At 71.1% G+C, this 12,115-nt stretch carries 12 protein-coding genes; 5 read left to right on the top strand and 7 right to left on the bottom strand.

The features are described from left to right. Positions 1-255 precede the first annotated feature (255 nt). The 3 genes from ACFYY6_RS00595 (at position 256) to ACFYY6_RS00585 (ending at position 2,516) form a co-directional block, all read left to right on the top strand. Complete coding sequence (locus tag ACFYY6_RS00595) at positions 256-810, top strand: ATP-binding protein (RefSeq protein ID WP_351628246.1); 555 nt, start codon at positions 256-258, stop codon at positions 808-810. A gap of 226 nt (positions 811-1,036) precedes the next feature. Beyond that, positions 1,037-1,408 carry a sulfurtransferase TusA family protein gene (locus ACFYY6_RS00590; RefSeq protein ID WP_386607123.1) on the top strand — a complete coding sequence of 124 codons (372 nt, stop codon included), beginning with the start codon at positions 1,037-1,039 and terminating at the stop codon, positions 1,406-1,408. A 241-nt stretch (positions 1,409-1,649) separates the two neighbouring features. Next, positions 1,650-2,516: an LLM class F420-dependent oxidoreductase gene (locus ACFYY6_RS00585; RefSeq protein WP_351517472.1), complete on the top strand. Its 867-nt coding sequence runs from the start codon at positions 1,650-1,652 to the stop codon at positions 2,514-2,516. Positions 2,517-2,823: 307 nt separating this feature from the next. Here the strand turns inward: ACFYY6_RS00585 and ACFYY6_RS00580 are convergent, their stop codons facing one another. Next, positions 2,824-3,327 carry a DinB family protein gene (locus ACFYY6_RS00580; RefSeq protein WP_351628249.1) on the bottom strand — a complete coding sequence of 168 codons (504 nt, stop codon included), beginning with the start codon at positions 3,325-3,327 and terminating at the stop codon, positions 2,824-2,826. A gap of 224 nt (positions 3,328-3,551) precedes the next feature. Between ACFYY6_RS00580 and ACFYY6_RS00575 the strand changes: the two genes are divergently transcribed. Further along, on the top strand, positions 3,552-4,145 hold the full coding sequence (locus ACFYY6_RS00575) for a hypothetical protein (protein ID WP_351517475.1): 594 nt from the start codon (positions 3,552-3,554) through the stop codon (positions 4,143-4,145). 277 nt (positions 4,146-4,422) lie between these two features. Here ACFYY6_RS00575 and ACFYY6_RS00570 read toward each other — a convergent pair whose 3' ends face one another. From ACFYY6_RS00570 to ACFYY6_RS00550, 5 genes are all read right to left on the bottom strand, one after another. Then, positions 4,423-4,872, bottom strand: coding sequence for a DUF3592 domain-containing protein (locus ACFYY6_RS00570; RefSeq protein ID WP_389191074.1), 450 nt, complete (start codon positions 4,870-4,872; stop codon positions 4,423-4,425). A gap of 138 nt (positions 4,873-5,010) precedes the next feature. Beyond that, positions 5,011-5,595 (bottom strand): hypothetical protein, encoded by a 585-nt coding sequence (locus ACFYY6_RS00565; RefSeq protein WP_351517479.1) that lies wholly within the window; start codon positions 5,593-5,595, stop codon positions 5,011-5,013. A 211-nt stretch (positions 5,596-5,806) separates the two neighbouring features. Beyond that, complete coding sequence (locus ACFYY6_RS00560) at positions 5,807-7,807, bottom strand: hypothetical protein (protein WP_389191071.1); 2,001 nt, start codon at positions 7,805-7,807, stop codon at positions 5,807-5,809. Between the two features lie 222 nt (positions 7,808-8,029). Further along, positions 8,030-9,493, bottom strand: a complete 1,464-nt coding sequence (locus ACFYY6_RS00555; RefSeq protein WP_351628258.1) for an APC family permease — start codon at positions 9,491-9,493, stop codon at positions 8,030-8,032. Next, the gene (locus ACFYY6_RS00550; RefSeq protein ID WP_389191068.1) at positions 9,490-10,653 is read right to left on the bottom strand and encodes a Zn-dependent alcohol dehydrogenase; all 1,164 of its coding nucleotides are present in this window, start codon (positions 10,651-10,653) and stop codon (positions 9,490-9,492) included. Before ACFYY6_RS00550 ends, ACFYY6_RS00555 begins: the two co-directional genes overlap by 4 nt. Before the next feature lie 221 nt (positions 10,654-10,874). Between ACFYY6_RS00550 and ACFYY6_RS00545 the strand changes: the two genes are divergently transcribed. Beyond that, positions 10,875-11,459, top strand: coding sequence for an XRE family transcriptional regulator (locus tag ACFYY6_RS00545; protein ID WP_351517484.1), 585 nt, complete (start codon positions 10,875-10,877; stop codon positions 11,457-11,459). A gap of 180 nt (positions 11,460-11,639) precedes the next feature. On the opposite strand, the gene ACFYY6_RS00540 is transcribed toward ACFYY6_RS00545, so the two are convergent. Then, positions 11,640-12,062 carry a DUF192 domain-containing protein gene (locus ACFYY6_RS00540; protein WP_389191065.1) on the bottom strand — a complete coding sequence of 141 codons (423 nt, stop codon included), beginning with the start codon at positions 12,060-12,062 and terminating at the stop codon, positions 11,640-11,642. Positions 12,063-12,115: the final 53 nt, after the last annotated feature.

Raw genomic sequence — 12,115 nt, 5'->3', positions numbered from 1 at the left:
TCCAACAACAGGGAGGCAATTGCCTCTGATTCGAGGGCACGAGTGCCGCTGCTGCGCTACGTTGGGTGACGCACCGCTCACGCAGCGATGAGTCGGAAGTGCATCGCGCGGTTCTGCCCGCAGCCTCCTGCCCTGGGAGGGGCAGGTCCGTGTCAGGGAGACAGGCCACTGCTCGTCCGTAATGCGAGAGCCAATCGTGCGCGCCCACGCCCAGAGAGTATCCGTCAACTCGCCGTGTAGATCGAGGAGTTCGCCATGCGTACATATCCGCTCACCCGCCTGTGCCCGGTTGCCGCCGAGTCAGGAATGCCATGCCCGAGTCCGTATCCGCATCCGTATCCGCATCCCGGTGGTCGTTCGGACGCGCGGCAGTCCCCGGGGCCGTATCTGCACTCCAAGGGGCGCTCCCCCGGGGTGCTCGCGATGGGCTTCACGCTTCCCGGTGACGTCCGCAGCGCCTCCATCAGCCGTACGGCGGTCGGCGCCGGCTTGGCGGGGCACGGGCTCGGCCCGTACGTCTGGCCGACCGTGCACGTGGTGTCCGAGCTGGTCGCGGTGGCGGTCAGGGTGAGTCCGGGCAAGGAGGTCTACGTATCCGTCCGCCATCGTGACGACGCGCTGCGCATCGTCGTGTGGGACCAGCATCCGCAGCACGCCGACCCGGACATGACCGCGCTCTGCGGGGCGCGTCGCAGGCAGGCGCTCTGGCTGATGGAGGCCGTCGTGGACGACTGGGGTGGTGAGTGGGGCGCCTGTGACGCCCCCTCGCCGCATCGTGGCACCAAGTCGTGGGTGGCGTTGCCGCGTTGACCGGAAGGGGTGCGTGGGCACTTGCTCCGCGAGGGGACACGGCAGAGAGCCCCGTGGCCCCTCAAGCGGCTTCGATCAGTCGGAAGTGGACTTCGCAGCGCCGACCGTACCGGAGGGGCGGGGTCCGGTGGAGGCCGGTGGGGTGGGGCACGGCGCGGATGCGACCTCTTAGGGTGGTCGGTGGAGGCCACGGCACCGGCCGGGGAGCGAGAGGAGGGCGCGGAGCGTGAGCGGCGACGGGCGGGAGTTGGGCGAGGCCCGGCGCGAGCACTGGCGGCGGACCTACGGCTCGCATCCGGGCATGTACGGGCAGGAGCCCACCCCGCCCGCGGGTCTCACCGTCGACGGCACCGGACTGCTCTGCGTCACGCTCCTGCTCCGCCTGCGGAAGGCGATCGACGGCGCGGAGGCGGGCACCGTCGTGCATGTGATCGCCACCGACCCGGCCGCCCCGCTCGACCTGCCCGCCTGGTGCCACATGACCGGTCACGAGTACCTCGGCCCCGTCCCCGGCGAGCAGCCGGTGTACGCCTTGCGGCTGTCCGCGGACGCTCGCCCCACCCGGCCCGACCGGCCGTGGCACCGGGCCAGGGACTGACCCGTAGCGCTGTGGGCACGGGTTCTTCGTGCACGGGCTCTCCGGGCACGGGTTCTCCGGCCCGGCAGGCGCCCGCCTCTCCGGCCACCGTCCCTGACCCGTTTGCTTCGGCCGGGCGGCGGCGGGCGCGCGGCCTCGCATAGCGTGAACCATCGGGCACCCGGAGCAGTCGGCGACGTGCGGGTGGCCTGCGGGCCGGCCTCCGTCCCCGGCCGGCCTCCCCGACCCGCGGAGGCCGTACATGAAGCTCGGCTTGCACTACTGGAACTACTCGACCCCGGCCGACCCCGCCCTCATCGCGCCGACCCTCGCGGAGTCCGTACGCGTCGCTGAACAGGCGGACATCGCCTCGTTCACCGTGATGGACCACTACTTTCAGATGGAGACCGGGCAGACCGTCGCCGACGATCCGATGCTGGAGGGGTACACCACCCTCGGCTACGCGGCGGCGCTGAGCGAACGGATGACGCTCGGCCTGATGGTCACGGGCGTGATGTACCGGCACCCCGGCCTGTTGGCGAAGATCGTCACCACGCTCGACGTGCTGTCCGGCGGCCGGGCCAGGCTCGGCATCGGGGCCTCCTGGTACGAGCGGGAGCAGTACGGGCTCGGCGTGCCGGTCGTCCCGGTCGCCGAACGGTTCGAACGGCTGGAGGAGACGATCCTCATCTGCCTGCAGATGTGGAGCGACGACAATGGTCCGTTCCGGGGCCGTCATTACCAGCTCGCCGAGACCCTGTGCGTACCCGAACCGATCGGCGAACGCCCGCCGATCATGATCGGCGGCGGAGGCGAGCGGAAGACGCTGCGTCTGGTCGCCCGGTACGCGGACGCCTGCAACCTGTTCGCCACCGGCCCGGAGGAGGTCGCCCACAAGCTAGGGGTGCTGCGCGCGCACTGCGCGGCGGAGGGCCGCGACTACGACGCCGTCGAGAAGACCGTGATGTACAACGGGCCGGTACTGGAGAGACCGGACAGGTTCCTCGCCGACGCGGAGGCGTACGCGCGTCTGGGCATCGGGGAGATCCAGGTCCTCCCGGACCGCCATCCGGTCAGCTTCACCCACCAGATCGCCGAGCACATCGCGCCCCGGGCGGCGACGATCTGACCGGTCCCACGCCGGTGCGGGGTTCAAACGGGGCCACGCCACAGGGCGGACGGGCCCCGGGTGGGCAGGGCTCAGGGTGGACAGGGCCCCGGGTGGACAGGGCACCGGGTGGACCGGCGCCGAGGGCCCGGGGGACCGGGGCACAGAGGTGGACAGGGGCCGAGGGGGCGGGCGAACAGGCCAGGGCCCACGCGTCCGGGCCCGGGCCCGTGCGTCCGGGGCGGGCCCCGAGGGGCCGGACGGACGGGCAGGGGCTTGTGTGTCCGGCCGGGGCCCGTGCGTCCCGAGCAGGGCCCCGGCCCGTTGCTCAGACCCCGGTGGTGCCGTCGACGATCTCCCGGATCAGGTCGAGATGGCCGTTGTGCCGGGCGGTCTCCTCGATCAGATGCAGAACGATCCAGCGCAGGTCGGGATGTCTGCCGTCGGCGCGCGGACGCTTGGCGGGCGTGTCCAGGTCGTGGGACGCGACCAGTTCGCGGTAGCGGGCGGTCCGTGCCTGGTACGCCGACAGCACGTCCGCGAGTGGCATGTCCACCGCGATGCGCATCTCGCGGTCGGGGTCCTCCTCCGTCCAGGGCCCCTCGTCCTCACCGCCGAGGAACGCCACCTCGAACCAGTAGTACTCGACCCAGCTGAGGTGGTTGATCAGCCCGGCGATCGTCATCAGGGGAGAGCCGGGGAGCGGGGCCCGGCGGGCGTCCTCCGGCGAGAGCCCCTCGCATTTGGCGCGCGCCGTGTCGCGTGCGTAGTCGAGGAAGGTGGCCAGCTGGGTGCGCTCGTCCCAAGCGGGAGGCGAATCGGTGCGTGTCATCGGCGTACACGATCTGGCATCCGGGGACCCCTGTCCACCGCATTGTCCCAATGGGGCCCGTGGCTGGGTCCGTGGGCCCACGCCCGCGCGGGCGTGGCTCATTACGCTCGTACCGACCAACCGTGAGCCCCTGGACGGCGCCGCCACGAGCGCCCGTCCGGCGCGCCCACGCGCACCTTGATCTGCACGCTCCACCTGATTCCGTTTCATGGGGTGATGTGTCGATGAGTGATGGTTTCTTCTACTCGTACCACCTCGGCTGGAGCCGCCCCGACGCCGAGTCGCTTCTCGGCGACCTCGACGCGGCGGGACTCCGGCTCAACCACCCCGTCACCAGGCGGGTCACGCTGATCGGGCCGGGGCCCGACCCGTGGGGCACCCTGTCGTGGGTGACCCGGGAACAACTCGTGCTGCTGGCCGGTCTGCAACGGATCGACAGCGTCGACTTCCTGCTCTGGACGGACGGCGGGACCGACGTTCCGGCACGGGTCAGGAAGACGGGCGACGGCGTCGTCGCGCTCGAATTCGGCCTCGGACAACTGACGCGGGACGAGCAGGAACTCGCCGCGCGGGCCATCCGGGAGGCGATAGGGCGGGCATCGGTACTCTGCATCGGCTTCGTCGTCGACCGGGAGGGCGCCTCCGTCGCGACCGACTGGAACGGGGTCGTCGTCAACGGGACGACGTTCTTCGACAGTTGGCCCGACACTCTCGCCGTGCGGCACGAGATCGCCGCGATGCAGCCGCAGTTGTCCGGGGTCGCGTCCTTCCACCAGTCGCCGTGGATGCTGTTCGGGAGCGAGGTCCCCAGCCGATAGGTGGCGGGGCGGTCCACGCGGACGAAGTGTCCGGCCGACGTCGGCCCGTTCGACTTGCCTGCCGCCTGCCGCCTGCCGCCTGCCGCCTGCCGCCTGCCGCCTGCCGCCTGCCGTCGGTTCCGGTCGTCGGTTCGCCGGTTCGGCGTCCGCGCCTGCCGACGAACCCATAGCCGTGGACGGGCCCGTCCAATCCGTGGCCGCAGACGCCACCGCCACCGCCCCCGCGACCGTTGCCGCGGACCGCCACCGACCCGCGTCCCCGCGGACCGTCACGTCCTCAGAGCCAGCCCCGCATCGCCGCGAAGCCCGCCAGCAGCCCTATCGCGAACGCCCCCAGCATGAGCGCGAACAGCGCGGGCATCACCACCGGACCCCATGCCCCCGGCCCGGCCACCGTGGCGTGCTTCGCCGGGTCGGCCGGGTCGTAGCTGACCCGGACGGGCGCCCCGACCTCAAAGCCGAACGGTCCCGGGGCGTGGTCGGTGAATTCGATCTCGCGGCCGTCGCGGGTCCGGAACGCGAAGACGTACTCGACGGCGTAGCCGCGGTCCGAGCCCGGGCCCCGGTCGACCGTACGGTGGTCCGCGCACCGCCCCTCGACGTGCTCACCGTGCCGGATCAGCCGCAGCACCCGGCGCAGCCGCAGCGCGGACCGGACGGCGAACGCGCCGAGGAGCAGGCCGAACAGAAGCAGGAAGGTGGCCGTGCCCCCGGGCAGGATCTGCATGAACGAGTGCCCCTGATCCGCCGACTCGACCGGGGTGCTCCTGATCCGTCGACTCGACTCCGTGAGTGTGCTGCTGCCGAGTGCGCCGATACGCGGCCGGACTGCTCCACGGACGCGCCGCCGCGTGTCCGCCCGACGCTACTTGACCGTGATCGACTCGACGAACGCGTCGAGGTCCTGCCGGCTCAGCGAGCCCTTGACCGCGTTGATCCGCACGGCGAACGGGATGTGCTTCGAATCGACGCCCGCGACCACGACGCCCGTCATCGGCGTGCCCTGCGCCGGGGTCCGGTCCTTGCCGCTCGATGTGAACTCGTAGTCGATCCTTCGGGCGTCCCGGGCGCTCTCCGGCCCCGTGAGCCGCACGTCCGAGGTCTCCTTGCGGGTCGTTCCGAGGCCGATGCCCGCACCCGCGGCGGCCGCGGCCTCCGCGGCGTCGTCCACGCCCGTGGCGAAGTCGAGCTGCACGGAGACCATGCCGGTGCGCAGCCCGTCCTCCTCCTTGAGCGCCACGGCGGCGTTCGACTTCGCGCGCTCGGCGGCGGGCTGCTCCTTGTACCCCTTCTTCTCGGGGTACCCGACGGACAGGCTCTTCGTGTCCAGCGTGCCCCAGCCCTCCGGGACGGAAGCGGCCTCGTCGCCGCAGCCCGTGAGCAGGGTCAGACCGATGGCGGCGGCGGTGACCGCGCCGATTGCCCGGGACATCTTCATCGTCGTCGTCATCGTCCATCGCCTCTTCGTCGTGCGTGATTTCCGTGCGCCGTCCGTCGAACGGGCGGCCGTACCCGTGGCCGGTGCCCTTTCCGGCGCCGGTGCCTCTCACGGCACCCGCGCCCTTCCCGGCACTACAGCTACAGGTACGGCCGCCCCTTTGGCTACCCGCGCCGGCGACCCGCGCCGGCACGGCCGTGCTCCCTCGGCCGGCGGCTCCGCGCTACTTCGCGCAGTAGCTGTACGGGAGGTAGGAGCGCTTGTCGCCGTTCGGGGCCCCGAGGAACTCCGCGTCCGTCAGGGTCTCCTTCTTGTGCTCGTCCGAGATCGAGAAGCCGAGGCTCATGCCGAGCGAGACCTCGAAGCCGAACTCCTGGGCATCCGTCTGACCGTGGTACTTCATGGTGCTCGACAGGCCGTCCTGGAACATCAGCTGCTCGAACGGGTCGGTTCCGGACGGCTTCTGCTGCATGGAGTGGTCGCCGAACATGTACTCGAACGGAGCGGTGTTGTTGCCGGAGCCGTTCAGCCACTGCTCCGCGACGGCCCGCTTGTCCTCGGTGGCCTGGTCGGTGTCCTTGCCGAAGATGATCGAGTTCGTCGTCACCTCGATGCCGGTGTCGCCGGAGGAGTCGGTGCCACTGACCTTGCCGCCGCGCTTGTCGCCGTCCTTCTTGCCGTTGTCGCCGCTGATGTCGCCCTTGTTGGCGGTCGAACCGCCCTCATGGGTCTGGGTCATGTCGATGCGGACGATCTTGCCGGTCTTCTGGTCGCGGGTGACGGTGATCGCCCCGGTCCGGCTGTCCTTCGCGGAGGCGGCGCCGCCGTACGGGCCGGCCGTGCTGCTGACCTTGCCCTCCAGTTCGAGCTTGGCGGTGTACGTGTACGACTCGTTGCCGTTGATGTCGTCCTTGGTGATGGTCACCTCGGGGGAGAACTTGGCCTTGCCGCCCAGCTTGGCACCCAGCCTGGACTCGTCGCCCGAGCTGATGGAGAGACCGCCGTCGGCGTACGCGTTGAGACCGATCGTCGAGTACGAGATCTTCTTGTCGCCGATCTTCTTCTCGACGTCCTTCTTCTTGTCGGCCCACTTCATGCCGGAGTACCAGCCACCGCCGTAGCCACCGCTGTACTTGGTGGAGGTCTCCCACATCTTCATCTCTTCGATGTCGTCGCGCATCTTCTGGGCCTCTTCCTCGCTCTTGAAGACCCAGGTGTCACCATTGGTGATCTTGATGCCGCCGCCGACGTCCACGTCCGCCTTGCCTAGCTTGCCGAGCTTGACGCCGGGGGTGCTGGCGGTGGCTCCGGCGGACGCGGCGTCCGTGAACGTCATGTAGACCAGCTTGTCGTTGTCGTCGACCTTGCCGTCGCCGTTCACGTCCGTGTTGGCCTGGCTGACCTTCTGCTGGAAGCCGTACTCGTTGCCCCACTCGAACCAGCCGATCTTGACCTTGCCGCCGACGGTGTCGGAGATGCTGGAGACCTGGCACATCTTGGGCTCGTAGTCGGCGTCCGTCTTCGGCTTCGCGGTGGTGTCGCCGCCGCCGCCCGAGGAGCAGCTGCCACCGCCGCCGCCCATCGAGCTGATCACACAGAGGATGCGCTCGCCGATCTGGCCGCCGATGCCCGCCACGGCCATCGCGCCGATCATGGTGACGACGAGGACGATCACCCCGAGGTACTCCATCGCGGTGGCCCCGCTGTCCCGCCAGGAGTACGGGTAGGACGTGGGCGACTCCTGGTCCTCGCGGTCCTCCAGCAGCCGGTGCACGGCCAGTCCCGCGGCGGAGCCGGTCGCCAGTGTGACGATCGGCATCAACGTGCCCTCGAAGCCCACGAGATGCCAGGAGACGGCGAGTCCGTAGACGACCGCGGCCACCGGGACACCCAGCGCGGCGAGCAGCGTCAGCACCCGGGACTCGCGCCGCTCGTACGGGAGCACACGGACCGAGGCGAGGACCGTGAGCACCGTGGTGATGACGTTCGGCACGTGCAGCAGGCCGAGGCGCCAGCCGAACGAGGCGAGTCGCTCCTCGGTGGCGAGCAGCTCGACGAGCCCGCGCGACACCAGGTATCCGGCGGCGATGTAGACCAGGGCACCGGCGGCCCAACTGCGGGTCAGGGCGAAGAAGACGCCGCTGCCCGCACCGGAGGCACCACCTCCGCCCCCCGGTGGTATGTGGCCCGCGTTTCCGCTTCCCCAGCCCCCGCCACCCGTCACGGTTCTTCCTCTCCGACGCCCACGTGCCCTGCCCGTACCCGCTGTTGTGCATGCGGGTGTGGACGTGAGCGTACGGACGTACGAGCCGGGTGACCTGGGCCCTTGGCCCCAAAGTCGGGCCCAACGGCCGATGCCCCGCACCGCCCGCGAGGGATGCGGGGGAGAGCGGGGCAGCGGCGCGGGGAGGGCCAGGGGCGGGAGGTACGGGACGGGTGGCGGAGGTCAGTCCAGGTCGTCCGCGAACGTTCCCGCCCGCTCCGCCACTTCCGGCTTCCGAACCCGCAGCACCGCGAAGCCGACGACTCCGAGGACCAGCGCGCCGACGAACACGTACGGCAGCACGTTCAGCGGCCACTCAGGCACGGGCCACAGGTTGCGGTAGAAGACGTAGATCATCGCGGCGGCGCCGATCAGCCCCAGGCCCCAGGTGAGAAGCAGACCGCGGGCTCCGATCCGGCGCACGAACAGGGGCGCGGCCAGACACACCAGGGTGTAGCTCAGCATGTAGCCGAAGACGCCGATGGTGTCGATGTACGTCGTCGCGTCCAGCGGCGCGGTCCCGGCGCCGACCACGAGCACCGCCGGGAGGGCGATGAACGGGGTGACGGCCCAGATCGCCGCGGACGGGGTCCGGTGGCGCGGGTGGGCGACACCGAGCCGGGCCGGCATCACGCCCTCGTTCGCCATGCCGAACAGCAGCCGGGCGGCGACGGTGACACAGGCCATGACCACGGCCACGAACGACGCGGCGAAGCCCGCGTGCAGGAAGAACTTCAGGAAGCCGAGACCGGACATCTCCGCCAGCTCGTCCATCGGGTCGGAGCTCTTCCCCAGCGCGTCCGCGCCGCCGAACCCGGCGACCTGCGCGTACGTCGCGAACATGTAGAGCACGCCGGCCAGCACCGCGCTGCCCATCACGGAGCGGGGAATCGCCTTGTACGGGTCGGTGGCCTCGGCGCCGAGCGAGGCGGCGCCCTCGAAGCCGACGAAGCCGAGCACGCCCAGCACCACGGCGAAGACGATCCCGTCGAGGGTGGAGCCGCTCAGGCTCAGCTGGTCGGTGTCGATGACGTTCCCGCTCTTGAAGAAGGCGGGGAGCAGGACGACGACGATGAGGACGATCGACACGACCTCCAGCACGGAGGCGACCCGCGCTGCCGTCCGCACACTGGCGATCGTCAGCCGCACGGCGACGGCGGCCAGCAGCACGTCGAGCAGGATCTGGCCGGTGACCCCGGTGAACAGGCCGATGCCGATCTGGTCGAGGGCGCGCGCCGTGTAGTACCCGGCGCCCGCGAGGGAGCCCGAGCCGATGCACACCGCCCCGATGAGCAGCGCCCATCCGGTCACGAAGGATCCGGGCGCCCCGAGCGAGAGCCGGGAGAACGCGTACAGCGAACCCACCCCGGCGCGCCTGCGGGCGAAGACGCAGATGCAGTACGCGATGGCCAGGACGGCGGCCATGGCCAGGAAGAACGAGAACCAGGCGCCGTTGCCCGCGGACGCCGCCATGCTGGCGGGCGCGAACGCGATGACGGCGCTGGGCGCGACGTTCGCGACGCTCTGCGCGCCGACCTCGAACGTGGAGACGGAGCGGTGGGCCAGCCCGTCGGCCTGCTGGTGCGCGGACTGCGATCCGGTCCGGGGACCGGGCTGCTGCCCGGTCTGCTGTTCGGCGGTGCTCATCTGCGGTTCTCCTCCTTCTCCGTCTCCATCATCAGCAGCTGGCGCAGGGCGTGGCCCGAGGCGAGGTCGGCCAGGGCGTCGCCCGCCTCGTCCAGCGGACGGCGGGCCGAGATCATCGACTCCACGTCGAGGTCGCCGGACACCACGAGGTCCACCAGGGCCGGGATGTCACGGGCGGCGTCGACCGAGCCGTAGTTGGAACCGAGGATGCGCTGGTCGGCCTCGGCGAGCGCGAGCGGGTCGAAGCGCGCGGTGCGGCCGGCCGGCGGCAGGCCGACGATCACGGCGGCGCCGCCCTGCCCGAGGGCCGCGATGGACTGCTCGGTGGTCTCGATCTTGCCGATGGCGTCGAACACGTAGTCCAGGCCCTCCGGGACCAGGGCCCGCAGTGCCTCGACGACATCGCCGTCCCGCGCGTCGACCGCGTCCGTTGCACCGAGCCTACGTGCCAGCTCCAGCTTTTCCGGTACGACGTCGACGGCGACGATCCGGCCGGCCTTCGCCAGCCGGGCGCCCTGCACGCAGGACAGCCCGACACCGCCGCACCCGATGACGGCGACCGTGGCCCCCGGCTCGACGCCCGCGGTGTTGCGCACCGCGCCGACACCGGTGGCGATGGCGCAGCCGACCAGCGCGATCACGTCGAGCGGCGCGTCCTCGCGCACCTTGATCGCACCGGAGGCGGGGACGACGACCCGCTCGGCGAACGAGGAGACGCCGAGGTAGTGGTGGGCCGGCTCGCCGTCGATCGAGAGCCGGCTGGTGCCGTCGTACAGCACCCCGCCGGGCGCGACGACCTCGGCGACCAGGCTGCACGCGGCCGGGCGTCCGGAGACACAGAATCGGCAGGTGCCGCAGGACGGGACCCAGGAGAGCACGACGTGGTCGCCCGGTTCGAGGCTGGTGACGCCCTCGCCGACCGAGGTGACCACGCCCGAGCCCTCGTGCCCCAGCACGACGGGGACGGGGTGGTCCCACTCGCCGCGGATGACGTGCAGATCGGAGTGGCAGACGCCGGCCGCGGCGACGGCGACCTCGACCTCTCCGGGGCCGGGCGGGGCCAGGGTGACGTCGGTGACGGTCACCTCCTGCCCGGGTGAGCGGAAGACGACGCCGCGTACGGTGCGTGCGGTGTTCTTCTGGGAGGACGGGGAGCTCATGGGCTACTCCTCGGGTGGTGCGGGACAAGCAGGGGGGAGGGGGAGGGCGGGCGTCACGGGAGACGGGACGGCCACCGGGGCGCCTTGTTTAGCGCCATTAAACTTTCGTCAGAGTTTTACAGCACTAAACTCGACGGGTAAAGACCCTTCCGACATGTGCTCCGATATGTGTTCGTCCCCGGCCACTCCCCGTGACCCCACCGCCAGGTAGCGTGTCCGCCATGTCCGCAGCCCCTGACAGCCACATGTCCACGATCGGTCCGCGGCTGCGCGAGCTCCGCCTGGCGCAGCGGCTGACGCTCGCTCAGATCGCCGAGGCGGCGGGCGTCACCAAGGGCTTCGTCAGCCTCGCCGAGCGCGGCAAGACCTCGGTCTCCGTGCCCACCCTGATCCGCATCTGCGAGGCGCTGGGCACGGGCATCGCCACGCTCTTCGACTATCCGGACCAGGATGTCGTCAAGAGCGGCCGGGGCGCCAGGCTGGAGATGGGCGGGCACGGCATCGAGGAGTTCCTCCTCACGCCCGCCGAGGAGCGGCACGTCCAGGTCATGCGGACGATCCTGAGCCCCGGCGGCGGCTCGGGCGGCGCGTACAGCCTGGAGGCCGAGACGGTCTTCGCCTATCTGGTACGGGGCACGCTGCGGCTGACGGTGGACGGCGAGCCCAGGTTCCTGGAGGCGGGGGACTCGACGACGTTCTCGGCGCGTGCCGCCCACGCCTGGGACAACCCGGGCGGGGACGAGGCCGAGGTCCTGTGGTCGATCGCCCCGGCGCTGCCGCGCTCCCGTACCAAGCTGCGGTCATAGGGCGGCCGGGCGCGTACCCGCCCCATCCGTGCGCGGCTGCTGCGCCCCGGTGCGTGCCCGTCGCCCTCCGTCCGGCACCTGCCCATCACCGTCCGCGCACGGCCGGGCACCGTCTTCGAACCGCGCCCGCCGTGCGGCGCCGACGGCACCTCGAAGACGTCGACGGCGGGAAGACGCGGTCTAACGCACCCGGTCCGTCTCCTCCTGGACGATGCTCACCCGCGTCCCCGGCCGCAGCCCCCACGCCTCCATCGCCCCCGCCTCCGACTCGATCACGTGCCGGGCCCGCAGCCGGGGCAGCCCGAGCCGTCCCGGCTTCATCGTGCGGACAGCGATCACGTTGAACTTCCGGTCCACGTACGCGACATCGATGGTGAACCGCATCCCGAAGGTGTGCACGCTCCCGCACGGGGTGATCAGCAGGGCGCCGTCGATCCCGTCCTGTCCGAGCAGCCCCCGGCTCCTGGTCCGGTACGTGGCCGCGATCCGCAGCGGTATCGCCGGTGCCTCCGGTGCCTCCGGTGTCTCCAGTGCTCTTGGCCCCTGCCCCTCCCGTGCGTCGGTGACCGTCAACGTGCCGTTGCCATTGCGCCATTGAGCCATGGCCACGACGGTAGCGTCCGGTGACGGCCGCTGGGTCCGGAACGGTACGAGGT

Source organism: Streptomyces sp. NPDC001750 (genome assembly GCF_042892615.1).
Taxonomy (GTDB): domain Bacteria; phylum Actinomycetota; class Actinomycetes; order Streptomycetales; family Streptomycetaceae; genus Streptomyces.
This window is presented reverse-complemented; position numbering and strand designations above follow the sequence as displayed.

Bases quoted from the DNA above. Each gene is read 5' to 3' on its own strand.
- ACFYY6_RS00595 (WP_351628246.1), top strand. From the start codon at position 256: ATGCGTACATATCCGCTCACCCGCCTGTGCCCGGTTGCCGCCGAGTCA.
- ACFYY6_RS00585 (WP_351517472.1), top strand. From the start codon at position 1,650: ATGAAGCTCGGCTTGCACTACTGGAACTACTCGACCCCGGCCGACCCC.
- ACFYY6_RS00580 (WP_351628249.1), bottom strand. From the start codon at position 3,327: ATGACACGCACCGATTCGCCTCCCGCTTGGGACGAGCGCACCCAGCTG.
- ACFYY6_RS00575 (WP_351517475.1), top strand. From the start codon at position 3,552: ATGAGTGATGGTTTCTTCTACTCGTACCACCTCGGCTGGAGCCGCCCC.
- ACFYY6_RS00570 (WP_389191074.1), bottom strand. From the start codon at position 4,872: ATGCAGATCCTGCCCGGGGGCACGGCCACCTTCCTGCTTCTGTTCGGC.
- ACFYY6_RS00565 (WP_351517479.1), bottom strand. From the start codon at position 5,595: ATGACGACGACGATGAAGATGTCCCGGGCAATCGGCGCGGTCACCGCC.
- ACFYY6_RS00555 (WP_351628258.1), bottom strand. From the start codon at position 9,493: ATGAGCACCGCCGAACAGCAGACCGGGCAGCAGCCCGGTCCCCGGACC.
- ACFYY6_RS00550 (WP_389191068.1), bottom strand. From the start codon at position 10,653: ATGAGCTCCCCGTCCTCCCAGAAGAACACCGCACGCACCGTACGCGGC.
- ACFYY6_RS00545 (WP_351517484.1), top strand. From the start codon at position 10,875: ATGTCCGCAGCCCCTGACAGCCACATGTCCACGATCGGTCCGCGGCTG.
- ACFYY6_RS00540 (WP_389191065.1), bottom strand. From the start codon at position 12,062: ATGGCTCAATGGCGCAATGGCAACGGCACGTTGACGGTCACCGACGCA.